Raw genomic sequence first — 16,720 nt, forward strand, 5'->3', positions numbered from 1 at the left:
GAGAGCATTGCTGTGCAACCGTTCGATCCGTCCGTCCCCCTGATCACACCCACGCCGTCCGCTTATGGCTATCCGCTGCTCGTCAGGCAGCTGCTGGTGAACGCACTTGCCGTCTCGCCAGACCAGCAGATCACCTATCGCGGCGAGCGGCGCCACACGTTCGCCGCGTTGAACCGGCGCATCGGCCGTCTCGCCAATGCGCTGGCGGCGCTCGGTGTGCGGCATGGTTCGACCGTGGCGATCATGGACTGGGACAGCCACCGCTACCTCGAAGGATATTTCGCAATCCCGATGATGGGTGCGACCATGCTCACGGTCAACGTGCGCACTTCCGCGCAGCAGATCGCGTATGCATTGAACGACGCGAATGCGGACGTGCTGATCGTGCACACGGATTTTCTGCCGCTCCTCGAGCAGATTCACGGCGAACTGCGCAGTGTGCGCACCCTGATCATCGCCGCCGACGGCGATGGCGATGGCGATGGCGACAGCGGCGGCCTCGATGTGCCGGCGATGCCGTGCGCGGGCGAATTCGAACATCTGCTCGCGGCCGCTTCCGAGCACTTCCCGTTCGAGGACTTCGACGAGAACACGCGCGCGGCGCTCTTCTACACCACCGGTACGACAGGCGACCCCAAAGGCGTGTTCTACAGCCATAGGCAGATCGTGCTGCATGCGCTGGCGACGGCGACCACGTTGTGCTCCCCGCGAGAGGGCCAGCGGCTGCACCGCGAAGACGTCTATATGCCGATCACGCCGATGTTCCACGTGCTCGCATGGGGCATGCCCTATATCGCCGTGCTGCTCGGCCTGAAGATCGTACTGCCCGGCCGCTATCAGCCCGACACGCTGCTCAAGTTGAAAGCCAGCGAGAAAGTGACGTTTTCGCATTGCGTGCCCACCCTGCTGCAAATGCTGCTCGATGCCTCCGGGCGCGACGGACAGGACCTGTCCGGCTGGAAGATGATCATCGGCGGCTCCGCGCTGTCGCCGACGCTGTGTCGAGCCGCGCTGGCTCGCGGCATCGATGTGTTTTCCGGCTATGGAATGTCCGAGACCGGACCGGTGGTCGCTCTTTCGCAGTGCGCGCCGGGCGCGGCGCCCGTGAGCATCGACGAAGAAGTTCGGCGGCGCTGCATGGCCGGACGGCCGGTGCCGATGGTGGAGCTGCGCGTGGTCGACGCGGACATGAACGAGGTGGCGCGCGACGGCCGCAGCCAGGGCGAGATCGTGTTGCGCGCGCCCTTCCTGACTCAGGGATATCACGGCAAGCCGGGCGCTTCAGAAGCGCTGTGGGCGGGCGGTTACCTGCACACTCAAGACGTGGCCGTCGTCACACAGGACAGCTATGTACAGATCGTCGACCGCATGAAGGACGTCATCAAGACCGGCGGTGAATGGGTCTCGTCGATCGAGGTCGAGGCGCTGATCAACGCCATTCCGGGCGTGCGCGAAAGCGCAGTCGTCGGCGTGAAGGACGATAAGTGGGGCGAGCGTCCGCAGGCGTTCATCGTATGCGAGCCGGATGCGGCGTTGACCGGCAGCGAGGTTCGCGCGCATCTGCTCGTGCTCGTGGAGGCGAACCGGATCAGCCGTTATGCCGTACCCGAGATTGCGCGCATCGTCTTCGTTGCGGAGATCGCCAGGACGAGCGTCGGAAAGATCGACAAAAAACTGCTACGCCAACAATCCGATTGATCACAACGCCGGACCCCGCCGTCCTCGCATGACGGTAACGATAAAACTACGGAGACACAATGAAGGTGAAACTGACCGCAGCCGCCGTGCTGGTCGCATGGACAGGCGTCGCGCATGCCCAATCGTCGGTCACGCTCTATGGCATCCTCGATGCGGGACTGCTGTATCAGAGCAGTTCGGCGGCGACGTTCTCGCCGAAAGCGCCGAACACGGGCAAAGTGTTCCGCTTCAAGGATGGCGGTATTTACTCGAGCATCTGGGGCATCCGCGGCAGCGAGGATATCGGCGCCGGCTACAAGGTCAATTTCAGGCTGCAAGGTTCGTTCGACAGCGGCACGGGCAAATCCGGCCTCACGGACACGCCCGGGACAACCGCGGTTTTTAACCAGTTCACGACAATTGGTGTCTCGGGGCCAATCGGCACGTTCACGGCCGGCCGTCAGATCGTGCCGATGATCTACGCGATGGCCGAAACCGACGCACGCTCGGCCCAGTATTTCGGCAGCATTCTGACCGCGTGGCTCGGGATGAACCAGGCGGCGGGTTGGCCGGGAACCAGCACGAATGCGCCGATCGGTGCGCTTTATGACAGTAACGCGCTCGTCTACCAGTCGCCGGCTTTCGGCGGCGTATCGCTTGGACTGGAATACGCGCCTGGCGGCGTGGCCGGCCAGTGGCAGGGCGGCACGCGCGAGTCGGCGGTCCTCAAGTATGCAAACTACGGACTCAATCTGGCCGCCGTCTACTACAACGGGCATGATGCGAACCCGGCGCCGGGCGCGCCGCTTACGGGGGTCGACAACAACCGTTTTGTCTATCTCGGCGGGATGTATACGATCGAGGGCTTTTCCGTGTCGGCTTCGTATGCAAACGGCAGGAATCCTGCACACTCGAATCAGGTCAACCTCGACATGTACTCCGTCGGCCTGCGCTATCGATTTTCGCCTGCATTCACCGTGGCGTCCGGTCTCTACTACCTAAAAGACAAGAACCATTCGTCGAACAAGTCGACTGAGATCGCGATCGGCGCCGAATACAACGTCTCGAAGCGCACGCTGGCCTACGCCCAGGTCGGTCATGTGAACAATCAAGGCGGCATGAACCAGACGATCGTCTACGGCCAACCGGTTGCGCCGGGCGTTGGCACCACGGCGGTCATGCTCGGCTTGCGCCACAACTTCTGAGTACGCTGCCAACGAGTGGCCGTGACGGCGCGATGCTACCGGTGGAGGTGGACGGCGCGCTCCGATGGGCGATTCGTACGACGCGGGCCCCGGACACATTGAGCTTTCGAAAGCGACATGCCGTTCGGTTTCCCGCCATCGGGATCGGGCTCACGCCAACTCGGGCCCTAGGCCTTTATTTCCGCCTTCAGAAATTCGACCAACGCCAACTGCAGCGCATTGAGCACCCCGCGAGAAGTCACGAGCGCAAGCTCCGTCGGGGGCAACCGCGGCAAACCCGTGCACAGTCGATGCTCAGGCAGCACCGCCGACGTGGGCAGCACTGAAATCCCCAGACCCGATGAAACAGCGGCCTGAATGCCGGTGAGACTCTGACTTCCGAACGCGATGCGCCAGCGCCGATGCGCCCGGTCGAGGCTGCGAATCGCGCGTTGCCGGTACACGCACCCGTGAGGAAATAGCGCCAGTGGGATGGGCTCGTCCGCCGACTCGTCCGGTAACTCAACCTGCCCGCCGCGGACCCACACCAGCGATTCCGGCCATGACGCCAGACACTCCCCACTGCCCGGTTCGCGCTTGACCAGCGCAATCTCGATCTCGCCGCTCGCCAGCTTGCGTTGCAGGTCGACGCTCATGCCGGCGACGGTCTCCAGCCGCACGCCCGGCTTTGCCTTGACGAAGCCCGACAGCATGGCCGACATGCGCCGCGCGTCGAAATCTTCCGGCACGCCGATACGAACCGGCGTCAGTTCCACCTCGCTGACCAGCGCGTCCTGTGCTTCCTGCGCCAACGCCAGCAGCCGGCGCGCGTATTGCGCGAGCAACTCGCCGTGCTCGGTCGCCGTCACCTGATTGCCGGTGCGGTCGCGCAGCAGCAGCGTTCGCCCGACCAGTTCTTCCAGTTTGCGCACCTGCTGGCTGACCGTCGATTGCGTTCGATGCACACGCTCGCCGGCGCGCGTGAAACTCCCTTCGTCGACGACGCAAATCAGTGTGTTCAACAGTTCGAGATCAAGCATGAGCGGCTCGCTTCGTTATTTGAAAATCAACTGAATCTAAGAGCTTAATTTAATTTTCAAATATCGTCCATCGTGCCTAAGCTGGCTACTTCTGAACACCTGAACCCCGTTTCCAAGCGAGCAAATCATGTCACTTCACAACACAGGCCGCCCGCAGTGGCTCACTTTCGACTGCTACGGCACACTGATCCAATGGGATGAAGGTTTGCGGGCCGCGGTCGGCGACATTCTGCGGACGAAACACGGCAACGTCGTCGATCCGGCAAAACTCATCGAGGTCTACGACCGGCACGAGCATGCGCTGGAGCAGACACCTCCGCATCGCTCGTTCCGCCAGGTGGCCGGCGAGGGCTTGCGTCTCGCGCTCGAAGAACTCGGCTTGCACGGCGAGCAGGACGACATTGGTGTGCTGACCGATAGCATCTCCGCGATGCCGCCGTTTCCCGAGGTGGTGTCCACACTGCGGCGGCTGAGGGAAGATGGCTATCGCCTGTGCATCGTGTCGAATACGGACGATGACATCATCTCAGGCAACGTCGCGCAGCTCGGCGGCTACATCGACCGTGTGATAACCGCGCAGCAGGCGGGCGCGTACAAGCCGGCGCGCAGACTGTTCGACTATGCTCACGAACAACTCGGTATAACGAAGGACGACGTCGTGCATATTTGCGCGAGCCCGCATCTGGATCACGCGGCCGCGCGCAATATCGGGTTTCGCTGCGTGTGGATCGATCGCGGAACAGGCCGCACCTTGCTGCCCGACTACACCCCGGACGCGACGCTCGCGACACTCGATCAGGTGCCGGCACTCTTCACTTCACTTGGCTGGTAAATTTCAGGGACAACGATCATGGCGCATACACTTCTATCCACCGCCTCCAAGGCGAGCTCACCCCACGTGCGGCTCGACGCGGACGCGGTCATGCAGGCTCGTATCGAACTGGCCGCGTGTTTTCAGCTCGCGGCGCGGCACGGCCTGGAGGAAGGGATCTGCAATCACTTCTCGGCCGTCGTCCCTGGCCACGACGATCTGTTCTTTGTGAATCCGTACGGCTATGCGTTCGCCGAAATCACTGCATCACGACTTCTGATTTGCGATTTCGACGGACACGTTGTCCACGGTGAGGGCAAACCGGAAGCGACCGCGTTCTATATCCATGCGCGCCTGCACCGGTTGATGCCACGCGTGAAGGCCGCGTTTCACACGCATATGCCGAACGCCACGGCGCTGTGTCTGCTGGAGGGACCACCGCTGCTGTGGCTCGGGCAGACGGCGTTGAAGTTCTACGGCCGCACGGCGGTCGATGAGCACTACAACGGTCTGGCGCTGGACGAGTCGGAAGGGGACCGCATCGCCGCGGCAATGGGCGACGCCGACATCCTGTTTCTGAAGAACCACGGTGTGATGGTGGCGGGCGCGGACATCGCGCAGGCGTGGGACGACCTGTATTACCTGGAGCGCGCCGCAGCGGTGCAGCTCAAGGCGATGAGCGCCAATCAGCCGCTCAAGCCCGTGCCTCATGAGGTCGCGCAACGCGCGTACGAACAAATGCGCGTTGGCGATCCGGACAGCGCGCGAGCGCACCTCGACAGCGGTATGCGGGAACTGCGCAGGCAGGGCATTGCGTTCGACAGATAGCGCGCGAATTGGGAAGTCGAGGGAGATTGCCCTACCGCTTCGCAGTAGAATAATTGCCTCTGATGCGCGTCGAGTACAAAGCGCTATGAAACCCCGTACACGGTTCGTCACGGCGACACTGGCCGTGCTCGTCGTTATCGCGTTGCTCGCCGCTCCATTGCCGCAGCGGATTGGACTCGACACACGCATCGTGACGGTTGCGTCGATTCAACGCCCTCCCACCGTCGTATTCGACTACGTCACGACTCCGGCTCACTGGCCGGACTGGCATCCGTCATCGCTCGCGGTCAGCGGCTCCGTCGACCATTCCCTCGATCTGGGCGAGCAGGTGACGGAGGACTTCCGTGTAGCGGGCAGGCGCGGCCGCGTCGTGTGGACGGTCGCGGCACGGGAGCGCCCGGACAAGTGGACGATCGACGGAAAGATCGACAGCAGACCGGCTGGCACCGTCACCTATTCGCTGACATCGAACGGAAACGGAACCCGCTTTCAACGTGAGTTCACTTATCGCGCGCCGTCGTTGTGGTTCGCGATATTCAACTGGCTCGTGTTGCGCGCGCGAATTCAATCGGAATCCGATACGGCGGTGTCGCAACTCAAGCGTCTTCTGGAGGCGACGCAGCACTAGCCGACTTGCTCGGCTCGCGTTGCCGGTTGGCGGCTCCATGACAGCAGCCCTGCAATCGGCAAGCGATTCAAACAGCCCACCCGCGCGCGCATGGCAAGCGCAATGCGGGAGGGCTGGCCTCACACCGGATTCAACGCGGGTCGCCCATCCAGCACGGCGGCGACATTGTCCAGTGCCGTAAAGCCCATCTGGTCGCGCGTCTCGATCGTCGCGCTGGCCATATGCGGCGTCAGAAACACATTGTCGAGCTCCGCGAAACGCTTGTCGACATCGGGTTCGTTCCGGTACACATCCAGACCCGCGCTGAACAGATGTCGCGAAGTCAGCGCTTCGTAGAGCGCATCTTCGTCCACGAGACCACCACGCGCCGCGTTCACGAACACTGCGCCCTTCGGCAAGAGTCCAAACTCCTTTCTTGTCATCAACGGGACACCTCCGCCCGGCACGTGCAGCGTCAGCACTTGAGAGTGCGGCAGCATTTCGTCGAGTCTGGCGTAAAACGTCGCGCCGTTTTCCAGCGCCGGCGCCGCGCGGCTGATGTCCGTATAGATCACGCGCATGCCGAAACCCTGCGCACGCTTCGCGACCGCCCGTCCAATCCGCCCGAATCCGACAATGCCGAGCGTCTTGCCATTGACTCGCGTACCCAGCATCTCGGTCATGCCGAACGATTTGCCCCATCCGTTGCGCATGATTCGTTCGTATTCCGACGCGCGACGGCAAGCCGCCAGCACGAGCAGCATGGAGAAATCGGCGGTGCATTCGGTCAACGCGTCGGGTGCGTTCGTCACGACTATTCCCCTTTGCCGGGCGGCCGCCACATCCATGTGATCAAACCCCGCGCTCGCATTCGCAATGATCTTGACCGACGCGGGCAGCGCGGCAATGTGCTCCGCCTGCAAACCGGACTTCTTGCCGATCAGTACAGCCGGCACGTCGTGCTTCGTGCAGAACTCGACGACAGACCACGCGTCCATATCGGCCTCGGTCACGAAGGCATGGAGTTCGGCCTCGGCGCGCTTCGCCACGGCGGTGGGAACCTTGCGCGCAATCAACAGCCTGGTACGGTTATTTTCCGACATGGTTCTTCCTTGGGGACTTGGGTAGACAGACGTCGAGAGACTACGAACCGCAGACCGGGTCGTCAATGTTGATTGGATAAATCAACTCCTGGGAAATGATCGGCCCCTCATTCGTCCCCTGCACTCCGCACGACGCGATTCGCTCTCCTTGCATGCCCTTGTCCGCCGCTCGGCCGGCAACGCACGTATCAGGAAAACCCTGGTGCGATCCCCATGCGCAAGGCCCCCAGATGTTGATTCAATCAATCAAGATTGCTCACCGCATGGCGCGAATGCAACTCTCTTCCCCGTGCTCAATTGAATTGTCGAGAGGAACTGAAATGCCTGCATCGAAGAAATTCGCCGCTGTTACGGGTGCCGGTTCCGGCATCGGCCGCGCCGCCGCCGTGGCGCTCGCCAGCGCCGGGTTTAGCGTCGCGCTGATCGGCCGCAGAGCCGAGCCGCTTCTGGAAACCAGGGAGGCAATCGGCATTGCCGGCGCAGAGGCGTATGTCTTCCAGGCCGACGTCGCCGATGCGGCATCGGTGGAGCGCGCGTTTTCGCAAATCGCCGAAACGTTCGGCCGGCTCGACGTGCTCTTCAACAACGCGGGCCGCAACGCGGGGGCCGTCCCGCTGGAAGACTACGAGGTCGACTTCTGGAACGATGTCGTCGCCACCAATCTGACCGGCGTGTTTCTGTGCGCACGGGCCGCTTATCGCCTGATGAAGGCGCAGTCCCCTCAAGGCGGACGGATCATCAACAACGGCTCGATCTCGGCCCACTCGCCAAGGCCGCATACCATCGCCTATACCGCAACCAAACATGCCGTCACGGGCATTACCAAATCGATTGCACTGGACGGACGCGCGTTCAACATCGCCTGCGGCCAGATCGATATCGGCAATGCGGCGACCTCCCTCACGGAACGCATGAACCGCGGCGTCCTGCAAGCGGACGGACGCATGGCGCCCGAAGCAAGAATGGACGTAACGCACGTTGCCAATGCGGTCGTGCATATGGCCGGTCTTCCGCTCGAAGCCAATGTGCTCAACATGACGATCATGGCGAGCGCCATGCCGTTCGTCGGCCGCGGATAAATCGTCTTTCGCCAGCCATCAATAACAACAGGCTAATGTTACGGAGACATCGATGAAAGTCGTAGAGGAACAAACCTTGCCGGCACGAAATCCGGCTTACGCGGATGCCACGAAACGCTCCCGGGTCCGGTACGTCGTGCTCTCGATGCTGCTCGTGGCGACCATCCTCAATTACGTGGACCGGTCGGCGCTGGGTATCGTCGCGCCAGGCCTCTCGAAGGGGCTGGGGCTCGACAAAATGCAGATGGGCGAGCTTTTTGCGGCATTCGGTCTCGCCTATTCGATTGCGCTCGTGCCCGGCGGTGTGCTGACCGATGTCCTCGGCTCGCGGGTGGCCTATGCCCTGTCTCTGGTCGGCTGGTCGTTCGCCACCCTGACGCAAGGTCTGGCGGCCGGCTACCAGATGCTGCTCGGTTCGCGGCTCGCCATCGGCGCGCTGGAGGCGCCGGCCTTCCCTTCGAACGCACGCGCCGTGACGTTGTGGTTTCCCGCCCGGGAACGCGGCTTCGCGACCAGCGTCTATGTGATGGGCCAATACATCGGCACGCCCTTATTTACTGGCTTGTTGCTATGGATCTCCGCCGCGTACGGCTGGCGTACGGTCTTCTTCGTGACGGGCGGCTTCGGCATTCTGTTCAGTATGGTCTGGTACCGCATTTATCGCGATCCGCTTCAGCATCCGGGCGTGAATGCGGCCGAACTGCAATACATCCACGAAGGCGCTACGGCAGCGCGCAAGCCCCGCGAGAAGTTCGACTGGCGCATGGCGCTCAAGCTGCTCGGCTACCGGCAGATTCTCGCCATCTGTCTCGGCAAGTTCTGCAACAACACCTTGCTGGTCTTCTTCACCACGTGGTTCATGACCTATCTGATCGAAGCACGTCACATGTCGATGATCAAGGTTGGGATCTTCCAGGCACTCCCGTTTATCGGCGCGACGGTCGGCATTCTGCTTGCCGGTTTCCTCTCGGACTTTTTCATCCGACGCGGCGTGTCGATTTCCACCGCCCGCAAGGCGCCGCTCATTATCGGCACGCTGCTCGGTGCGTCTATCGTGCTCGTCAATTTCGTCGAGTCGAACGAGCTGGTGATCGCCATTCTGACGATCGCGTTCTTCGCGCAGGGCATCGGGTCGATGTCGTGGGCCGCCGTCTCTGAAATCGCGCCGCGACAGTATGTGGGACTGACCAGCAGCATCACCAGCCTCGCGGCCAACATCGCGGGCGTCACCACGCCGCTCATGATCGGCTACATCACCCACCACACCGGCCACTTCTACTGGGCTTTGAACCTGATGGGCTCGATATGCCTGCTCGGCGCGTTCTCTTACTCCGTGCTGCTGGGTAAGCTTGCCCGCATCGAACTGTGACGCTTCCGACTATCCAGAGAAATCGAATGATTGAATTCAAGTGGGATCATCTGCAACTGCGCTCGTCGGACGCCGAAGCCACCGCCGCCTGGTTTGCGCGCTGCCTGAACGCCGAGATCGTGCGTCGGCCGGGGCGAGTGGATTTGCGCATCGGCAGCATCAACCTTTTCATCACCTCGCTGACAAACGCACAGCCCCGCCGTCCTGATGGCGAGCGCAGTCAGGGTATCGATCACTTCGGCGTGAGCGTCGACGATCTGGACGCCGCGTTCGAGCACCTGGTGCGCTGCGACGCGGAAATCGTCGAACCGATCAAGCAGGTACGCCCTGGCGTCAGGGCGTGCTTCGTGCGATCGCCCGGTGACATTCTCGTCGAGATCCTGGAGCGGCGACCCGCCGAGATGACTTTTACCTGAAAAGACGTCACTATTGGCGCTGGATCGGCGCGCCCGTATGCAAAGGCGCGATCCGAATCGTCCCTCTCCCGCCGCGCTGTACCGCTGCATGACCTTGCCTGCCATCCCATGCGAAACTGGATCACGCTGACCGAAGCGGCCCGACAACTCGGCGTGCAGCCGCAGACTGTCTATGCATATGTCAGTCGAGGCAACATCGCGGTCATGCCGGATCCGCAGGATCCACGCAAGAGCCTCTATCGCGCGGAAGACGTCGCCGGTCTGTGCCGCAAGAAACAGGTGGGACGCAAGCGCGAAGCGCTCGCCGCCGGGACGATATTCGGCGCGGAGCCGTGCATTTACAGCAGCATCACCACCTTCTCGAAAGGCAGGCCGTATTACCGGGGACGCGATAGCATCCGGCTTTCGGAAACGGCAACGCTCGAGGACGTCGCGGCTATTCTCTGGAATGCGCGCGCGCCCGTTACCTTCGAAAGCGGCGACTTGCCGCTGCAGGGCGACGAGCGAGGCAGGCAATGCGCGTTCACATCGCTGGCGGCGCTCGCGGCCAGCGGACACTCCACCCTCGGACGCACGGACAGCGCGCTGCATGTCGAGGCCGGCCGGCTCGTGGCGCTCGTCGCACAAGCGTTTGGCGCGCGACGCAACGCGAACGCCCAAATGACGCATGAGCGGCTTGCGCTCGGTTGGGGCCAGGACCGCGATGGCGCCGAACTCATCCGCAAGGCCATGGTTCTCGTGGCCGACCACGAGATTACGAGTTCGGCGTTCGCTGCGAGGATTACCGCCTCCACCGGCGCATCGCTGCCGGGATGCCTGCTCACCGGGCTCGCAACGTTATCCGGGCCGCTGCACGGCGATGCGTCAGGCCGCGTGCGGGCCGTGTTCGACGACGTCGGCAGACTCGGTGCGGAGCATGTGGTTGCTTACCACTTGCAGTCGGCCATTCCCATCGCGGGGTTTGGACATCATCTGTATCCGGACGGCGATCCGCGGGCGGCCGCATTGCTCGCGGTGCTGGATCCTCCTCGTGAGCTCACGTCGTTCATCGCCAAGGTGGTCGAGCTGACCGGGCTCAAGCCGAATATCGACGTTGCGCTCGCGGCCCTGGCGACGCAGCTGGCATTGCCACGCGATGCGTCGTTCGCGTTGTTCGCGACGGCCCGCAGCGTAGGGCTGCTCGCGCATTGCATCGAGCAACTCCGGGTGGGCAAGGTCATACGGCCACGAAGCCGCTATACGGGGCGCGCATTGGAAGACGACCACCCCGCATCGCCCGCGGAAGGCGGTGAGACGGCGCTCGATCCAGGCACGCTCGACAAGAATCGCGTGTTCAAGGCGGTTGAGCGCTGAGAGATTCCGGCGCTTGCCCGTTCGTCGTCGCGTCGACGGCAACGTGCAGGTTCCCGTGCCGCGTACGTCGATTCAAACTTGACGAGCGGCTGCTCTTTGAACGTGAAAAGGGTTTTTCCAACGTCTGCCGGTAAGCAGGGGCGAACGGCAGAGAGCGGCCGCGTGCAGCCGGATTGCGAAGACATCGAGCGCATGCGCGCGGCCTCTACATCCTGCTTCGACTACGCCCGCACGAAAGCCAGCAGGTCCGCGTTGAGGATCTCCGCATTGACCGTCAACATCCCGTGCGAGAAGCCGGGGTACGTCTTCAGCGTGCCGTTGCCGAGCAGTTTGATCGACTTCAGCGCTGCGTCGGCAATCGGTACGATCTGATCGTCTTCGCCATGCAGCACCAGCGTCGGGACGGTTATGGCGCGAAGATCTTCGGTCTGGTCGGTTTCCGAAAATGCTTTGATCCCCTCGTAGTGAGCCTGTGCGCTACCCATCATTCCCTGTCGCCACCAGTTCTGAATCACGCCGTGATGCACGGTCGCGCCCGGCCGATTGAAACCGTAGAAGGGTCCGGCCGGAACGTCGACGAAGAACTGGGCACGGTTCGCGGCAAGCGCCTGCCGAAAGCCGTCGAATACTTCGAGCGGAAGGCCTTCCGGATTCGTCGCGGTCTTGAGCATCAGCGGCGGTACCGCGCTAACCAGAACCGCTTTGGCCACGCGGCCGGCGGGCTGTCCGTGCTTTGCCACGTACCGGGCCACTTCGCCGCCGCCTGTCGAATGGCCGATATGCACCGCGTTACGCAGATCCAATGCTTCGACAACGGCGAAGGCGTCCGCGGCGTAGTGATCCATATCATGCCCTTCGGAGACCTGCGACGAACGACCGTGGCCGCGACGATCGTGGGCGATGACACGATATCCGTTCTTCACGAAGAAGAGCATTTGCGCATCCCAGTCGTCGGAAGACAAAGGCCAGCCGTGGTGAAATACGATGGGTTGGGCGTCCTTCGAACCCCAGTCCTTGTAGAAGATTTCGACGTTGTCCTTCGTTGTGACGTACGGCATGGTGATTCTCCTCTTCGAGGTTGTTAAGCGATAACCGCTCCATCATCCGGCGACAATATTACAGCGACCACCGTCCCTCGCGGCCCGGTGAAACGAACTGAGGCAGGCGAGCGGAGAAGAATACGTTCGCCCATGGCATTCGGGAATGACAGCGCGTGCAACTCATCGTTCCAATAGCGCAATGGCGGGTGTTGGCATAAAGGCAGGACATGGCCGGCAGCGCCTCTATTTCTCCCGCGACCACACGGGTTTCGACAGGAACTCCGCGCAATAATCCGCCAGCGCGGTGACCTTTGCCGGGCGCGCCCGGGCCGAGGGCGTGACGAAGTACAAACCGCCCCGTGTCAGGTGCCAGTCGGTCAGGATCGACTCGAGTCGTCCATCGGCAAGGTACTCACCCGCAATGAAGTCGGGCAGCTCGGCAACCGCGAGCCCTGCGAGCAGCATGGGCAGCAGTGCGTCGGAGTTGGTCACCCGCAGCGGACCGACGGGCGTGACGGCCTCTTCCTCGCCTGAGTCATTCGCGAAGCGCCACACCTCGCTGCGCGCGCGATAGGCATACGAGAGACAGGGTCGGCCAACCAGATCGCGCGGATGGGCCGGACGCCCGCAGCGCGCGAGATATCCGGGCGACGCGACGACCACCTGCGACACCGGACACAGGCGCCGTGCGATCAGCGACGAATCAGGCAGCGCGGCGATGCGCAGCGCCGCATCGAACCCTTCCGCCACAATGTCGACCGGCGCATCCGAGAGATGCAGATCGATCGATATCTCGGGAAAGCGCCGCGAGAATTCCGGCAACAGCGGCGCGAGCCAACGCAAACCAAACGACATGGGCACCGCAAAACGGATCAGTCCGCGAGGCTGAACCGACATCTCGCGCGCCGCGCTCTCCGCTTCTTCCGCCTGTCGATATATGTCGCCGGCCTTCTCGCAGATCGTGCTGCCGAATTCGGTTAGCGCGAGCTGCCGTGACGTGCGATTGAAAAGCCTCGCCCCAAGGCGGTCTTCCAGGCGCGCGACGCCACGCGACACCGTTGCGACGGACACGCCCATGGCACGGGCCGCCGCGGCGAACGAACCCTCTTCGGCCACCTTGGCGAACATCGCGAGCCCTTCGAAATCCGGGAATTTCGTCATTTCATTTTTGCAATGATGGTTTGCAATCAATTCTATTTCGAAACATGGCTCGCGTCGATATTCTTCTCACATCGCCTCACCCCTTAACGAACGCAACTCACTGAAGCAAAGGATCAACATCATGGCACGCAAGCTCGAAGGCAAGATCGCACTGGTTACCGGCGGCACCAGCGGCATTGGACTCGCCACCGCAAAGCGCTTTGCAGCGGAAGGCGCGCACGTCTACGTCACTGGCCGCCGCCAGGCCGAACTCGATGCAGCGGTCGCCGCGATCGGCAACGCGACCGGCGTTCGCGTCGATTCGTCGAAGCTCGATCAGCTGGATTCGCTGTATGAGCAGATTCGCGGCGAGAAGGGCCGTCTTGACGTGCTCTTCGCCAACGCGGGCGGCGGCTCGATGCTGCCGCTGGGCGAAATCACCGAGCAGCACTTTGACGACACATTTGACCGCAACGTGAAGGGCACGCTGTTCACCGTGCAAAAGGCGCTCCCGCTACTCGCCGATGGCGCCTCCGTGATCCTCGCCGGTTCGACGACAACCATCGAGGGAACCGCGGCCTTCAGCGTCTACTCCGCGTCCAAAGCGGCAATCCGGGCATTCGCGCGCAGCTGGATTCTCGATCTGAAGGACCGCAAGATCCGCGTCAACACGATCAGCCCGGGCGCGACGAGAACGCCCGGCCTGGTGGAACTGGCGGGCCCGGACAAAGCACAACAGCAGGGACTGCTCGACTATCTCGCCTCGCGTATTCCGATGGGGCGCGTGGGCGAGCCGGACGAGATCGCCGGCGCAGCACTCTTCCTCGCTTCGGACGACGCCAGCTTTGTGAACGGTATCGAACTGTTCGTCGACGGCGGCCAGGCGCAAGTCTAGGCGCCCTCGTTGCGATCGCAATGCGCAAGCGGTTCGGGGCGGCGGCATGAGCGCCGCCTCTGCATCACGCGAAGGTTGAATCATGATCGAACATCGCCCCTTTGACACGCTCGGCAGTATCGAGCGGGGCTGGCTCAAAGCCAGCTTGCATTTCCGCTTCGGCGAACTGGGACGTCCCGGGCATACGCCAATGGGAGCGCTTCACGTCTGGAACGATGACGAGTTCGCTCCGCACGCCGGCTTCGACATGCACTCGCACCGCAACGTCGAGATCGTGACCTATGTGCGCACCGGCGCGATTACCCACGCGGACAGTTTCGGCAACGCGGCCCGCATTGAAGCTGGCTGCGTTCAGGCAATGAGCGCGGGCACCGGCGTGCTTCACTCCGAGCGCAACGAAGAGCGAGAGCCAACGCGGCTTTTCCAGATCTGGTTGACGCCCCGCTCGCCCAACGGTGAGCCGCGCTGGGCGATGCGGCGCTGCGGTCTGGACGAGCAGCAAGGACGGCTCGTCGTACTCGCAAGCGGGGACCCTGCCGATCATCGCGCCGGCGCATTGGCCATCAATGCCAATGCCCGTTTGCTCGGCGCGACGATGCTGGCCGGTCAAACGCTCGTGCATGCATTGCCGCAAGACTCGCAGGCATACCTCGTGACAACGGTGGGCCGCCTCGACGTAGCCAACTTTCGCCTTGCCGCGCGCGACGGCATCGCTGTCGCCGGCGAACCCAGTTTCGCCATGACCGCTGTCGATGATACGTCCATCGTCATGGTGACGACGCGCGCCGCATGACCGGCGATCGTTCGGCTGCGCAAGGCGCTTTCGTCGAACGAATCCAACTTTGACGCAAGTCCCGCGGCAGTCGCCGCTTTGATAGACCCATCCTCCGCACCGGCTGCGCTGTCGGCGCAACAACGTTGCTTTCCGGCGGCACGCGCCTTCAAATTATTTTCGCAGTTTCCGTCTTCTTTTCGGAAGGGCATCGCTTTGTGGGTCGGCACTTTCCAGATGACGCATGTGTCTTCAGTGCGTCGGAATCTTTCGCCCACTTCCGCAGGCAGGAGAGAACGGCAATGAAGCGCTCAAATCGATGTGCCGGAACGATTGCGGCCACCCTGGCAGCGTTGATGTTGGCGACGTATGGTCAGATCGGCTTCGCCGCCGCCGACGGCGAGCCCGCTTACGAAGCAAGCATCAAGAACACGACGGCGCACACCGCGGCGACGCCCTGCAAGGAGCCGGCGAGCGGTGCGAATTCCCCGCTCACCTTGCTCATCCAGCCACCTGCGGGCGGCACCATGCGGCTCACTTATGTTCCGGCTGACGGATGGAAGCTCGACACCCCGGATGCAGCCCCCAGGACAACCAGAGGCCGGGTCACACCAGTAGGAACGTCGCAGCATGAAGAGAATCACGGCATCAGCAAGCCGATGACCGTGTTCATCGACGGTCCAACCGGTTTTACCTACGTCTGGAGCCAGGACGGCGGCTGGACGTTCGCCGGGCGTGTCACCGACCGGATTCAATGAGCGATGCGCGGGATGCAGCCTGCGCCCGCGAATCTCCCGGCACCAGCGTAGCCGTCTGATCGGATGCGCTGCCGCGAACGGCCAGCGTCACAACGTGGGCGCCAATGCCTGCCTCGCGGCGCGAATCGGCCAACTAGCCGGCGTTGCCGCATTCAGGTCCGGGCCGTAGCCCTCAGCCCGGAATCTCGGGCTCGACCAGCTTCGCCAGCTGAACCAGCGACTCCTGCCAGCCGAGGTAGCACATCTCGACAGGAATGACCTCGGGCACGCCCTCCTGCACGACGGTGAGCTCGGTGCCGCAAGACACCTGGCGCAATGAGACGGTGGTGACCATCTGGCCGGGCAGGTTCGGATCGTCGAACCGGTCCGTATAGCGGATCTTCTCGGACGGCGTCAGTTCGAGGTATTCGCCGCCGAACGAGTGGCCGTTACCGGTGCCGAAATTTCGGAAGGACATCTTGAAGGTGCCGCCCACCCGAGGATCCATGTGGTGAACCTGACAGGTGAATCCGTAAGGAGGAAGCCACTTTGCCAGCGCATCGGCTTCGAGAAATGCCCGGTACACGCGTTCAGGCGTAGCGCGCAACACGCGATGAAGATTGACGGTTCCGGTAGTCATGGTGTGTTCGCCTTTCACTAAGGAAGTTG

At 62.7% G+C, this 16,720-nt stretch carries 17 protein-coding genes; 12 read left to right on the top strand and 5 right to left on the bottom strand.

Annotation, left to right across the window (positions count from 1 at the left end; genetic code table 11):
- The first annotated feature begins 12 nt into the window (after positions 1-12).
- Both CJU94_RS27650 and CJU94_RS27655 read left to right on the top strand, forming a co-directional pair.
- Positions 13-1,698, top strand: coding sequence for a fatty acid--CoA ligase (locus CJU94_RS27650; RefSeq protein ID WP_244220998.1), 1,686 nt, complete (start codon positions 13-15; stop codon positions 1,696-1,698).
- Between the two features lie 59 nt (positions 1,699-1,757).
- A complete protein-coding gene (locus CJU94_RS27655) occupies positions 1,758-2,882 on the top strand; it encodes a porin (protein WP_095421797.1) in 1,125 nt (374 codons plus the stop codon).
- A gap of 167 nt (positions 2,883-3,049) precedes the next feature.
- Here the strand turns inward: CJU94_RS27655 and CJU94_RS27660 are convergent, their stop codons facing one another.
- Positions 3,050-3,901, bottom strand: coding sequence for a LysR substrate-binding domain-containing protein (locus CJU94_RS27660; RefSeq protein WP_095421798.1), 852 nt, complete (start codon positions 3,899-3,901; stop codon positions 3,050-3,052).
- 127 nt (positions 3,902-4,028) lie between these two features.
- Between CJU94_RS27660 and CJU94_RS27665 the strand changes: the two genes are divergently transcribed.
- The 3 genes from CJU94_RS27665 to CJU94_RS27675 all read left to right on the top strand — a co-directional run bounded on the left by CJU94_RS27665 (position 4,029) and on the right by CJU94_RS27675 (position 6,168).
- A complete protein-coding gene (locus CJU94_RS27665) occupies positions 4,029-4,733 on the top strand; it encodes a haloacid dehalogenase type II (RefSeq protein WP_095421799.1) in 705 nt (234 codons plus the stop codon).
- A gap of 18 nt (positions 4,734-4,751) precedes the next feature.
- Complete coding sequence (locus tag CJU94_RS27670) at positions 4,752-5,540, top strand: aldolase (RefSeq protein WP_095421800.1); 789 nt, start codon at positions 4,752-4,754, stop codon at positions 5,538-5,540.
- 85 nt (positions 5,541-5,625) lie between these two features.
- Positions 5,626-6,168: an SRPBCC family protein gene (locus tag CJU94_RS27675; RefSeq protein ID WP_095421801.1), complete on the top strand. Its 543-nt coding sequence runs from the start codon at positions 5,626-5,628 to the stop codon at positions 6,166-6,168.
- A gap of 119 nt (positions 6,169-6,287) precedes the next feature.
- Here the strand turns inward: CJU94_RS27675 and CJU94_RS27680 are convergent, their stop codons facing one another.
- On the bottom strand, positions 6,288-7,250 hold the full coding sequence (locus tag CJU94_RS27680) for a 2-hydroxyacid dehydrogenase (RefSeq protein WP_095421802.1): 963 nt from the start codon (positions 7,248-7,250) through the stop codon (positions 6,288-6,290).
- A gap of 320 nt (positions 7,251-7,570) precedes the next feature.
- Between CJU94_RS27680 and CJU94_RS27685 the strand changes: the two genes are divergently transcribed.
- From CJU94_RS27685 to CJU94_RS27700, 4 genes are all read left to right on the top strand, one after another.
- Positions 7,571-8,329 (top strand): SDR family oxidoreductase, encoded by a 759-nt coding sequence (locus tag CJU94_RS27685; protein ID WP_095421803.1) that lies wholly within the window; start codon positions 7,571-7,573, stop codon positions 8,327-8,329.
- A 52-nt stretch (positions 8,330-8,381) separates the two neighbouring features.
- A complete protein-coding gene (locus CJU94_RS27690; RefSeq protein ID WP_095421804.1) occupies positions 8,382-9,698 on the top strand; it encodes an MFS transporter in 1,317 nt (438 codons plus the stop codon).
- 26 nt (positions 9,699-9,724) lie between these two features.
- Positions 9,725-10,114 (top strand): VOC family protein, encoded by a 390-nt coding sequence (locus tag CJU94_RS27695; protein WP_095421805.1) that lies wholly within the window; start codon positions 9,725-9,727, stop codon positions 10,112-10,114.
- A gap of 108 nt (positions 10,115-10,222) precedes the next feature.
- Positions 10,223-11,467, top strand: coding sequence for a citrate synthase (locus CJU94_RS27700; RefSeq protein ID WP_095421806.1), 1,245 nt, complete (start codon positions 10,223-10,225; stop codon positions 11,465-11,467).
- Between the two features lie 221 nt (positions 11,468-11,688).
- On the opposite strand, the gene CJU94_RS27705 is transcribed toward CJU94_RS27700, so the two are convergent.
- Both CJU94_RS27705 and CJU94_RS27710 read right to left on the bottom strand, forming a co-directional pair.
- On the bottom strand, positions 11,689-12,525 hold the full coding sequence (locus CJU94_RS27705) for an alpha/beta fold hydrolase (RefSeq protein WP_095421807.1): 837 nt from the start codon (positions 12,523-12,525) through the stop codon (positions 11,689-11,691).
- A gap of 225 nt (positions 12,526-12,750) precedes the next feature.
- Entirely contained in the window at positions 12,751-13,668 is a 918-nt protein-coding gene (locus tag CJU94_RS27710) for a LysR family transcriptional regulator (RefSeq protein WP_095421808.1), read from the bottom strand.
- A gap of 121 nt (positions 13,669-13,789) precedes the next feature.
- Between CJU94_RS27710 and CJU94_RS27715 the strand changes: the two genes are divergently transcribed.
- The 3 genes from CJU94_RS27715 to CJU94_RS27725 all read left to right on the top strand — a co-directional run bounded on the left by CJU94_RS27715 (position 13,790) and on the right by CJU94_RS27725 (position 16,072).
- On the top strand, positions 13,790-14,542 hold the full coding sequence (locus CJU94_RS27715) for an SDR family NAD(P)-dependent oxidoreductase (RefSeq protein ID WP_095421809.1): 753 nt from the start codon (positions 13,790-13,792) through the stop codon (positions 14,540-14,542).
- An 82-nt stretch (positions 14,543-14,624) separates the two neighbouring features.
- A complete protein-coding gene (locus CJU94_RS27720; RefSeq protein WP_095421810.1) occupies positions 14,625-15,335 on the top strand; it encodes a pirin family protein in 711 nt (236 codons plus the stop codon).
- Between the two features lie 125 nt (positions 15,336-15,460).
- Entirely contained in the window at positions 15,461-16,072 is a 612-nt protein-coding gene (locus tag CJU94_RS27725; RefSeq protein ID WP_208645373.1) for a hypothetical protein, read from the top strand.
- Between the two features lie 172 nt (positions 16,073-16,244).
- Here CJU94_RS27725 and CJU94_RS27730 read toward each other — a convergent pair whose 3' ends face one another.
- Entirely contained in the window at positions 16,245-16,691 is a 447-nt protein-coding gene (locus CJU94_RS27730; protein WP_095421812.1) for an SRPBCC family protein, read from the bottom strand.
- Positions 16,692-16,720: the final 29 nt, after the last annotated feature.

The organism is Paraburkholderia aromaticivorans (assembly GCF_002278075.1).
Classification (GTDB): Bacteria; Pseudomonadota; Gammaproteobacteria; order Burkholderiales; family Burkholderiaceae; genus Paraburkholderia; species Paraburkholderia aromaticivorans.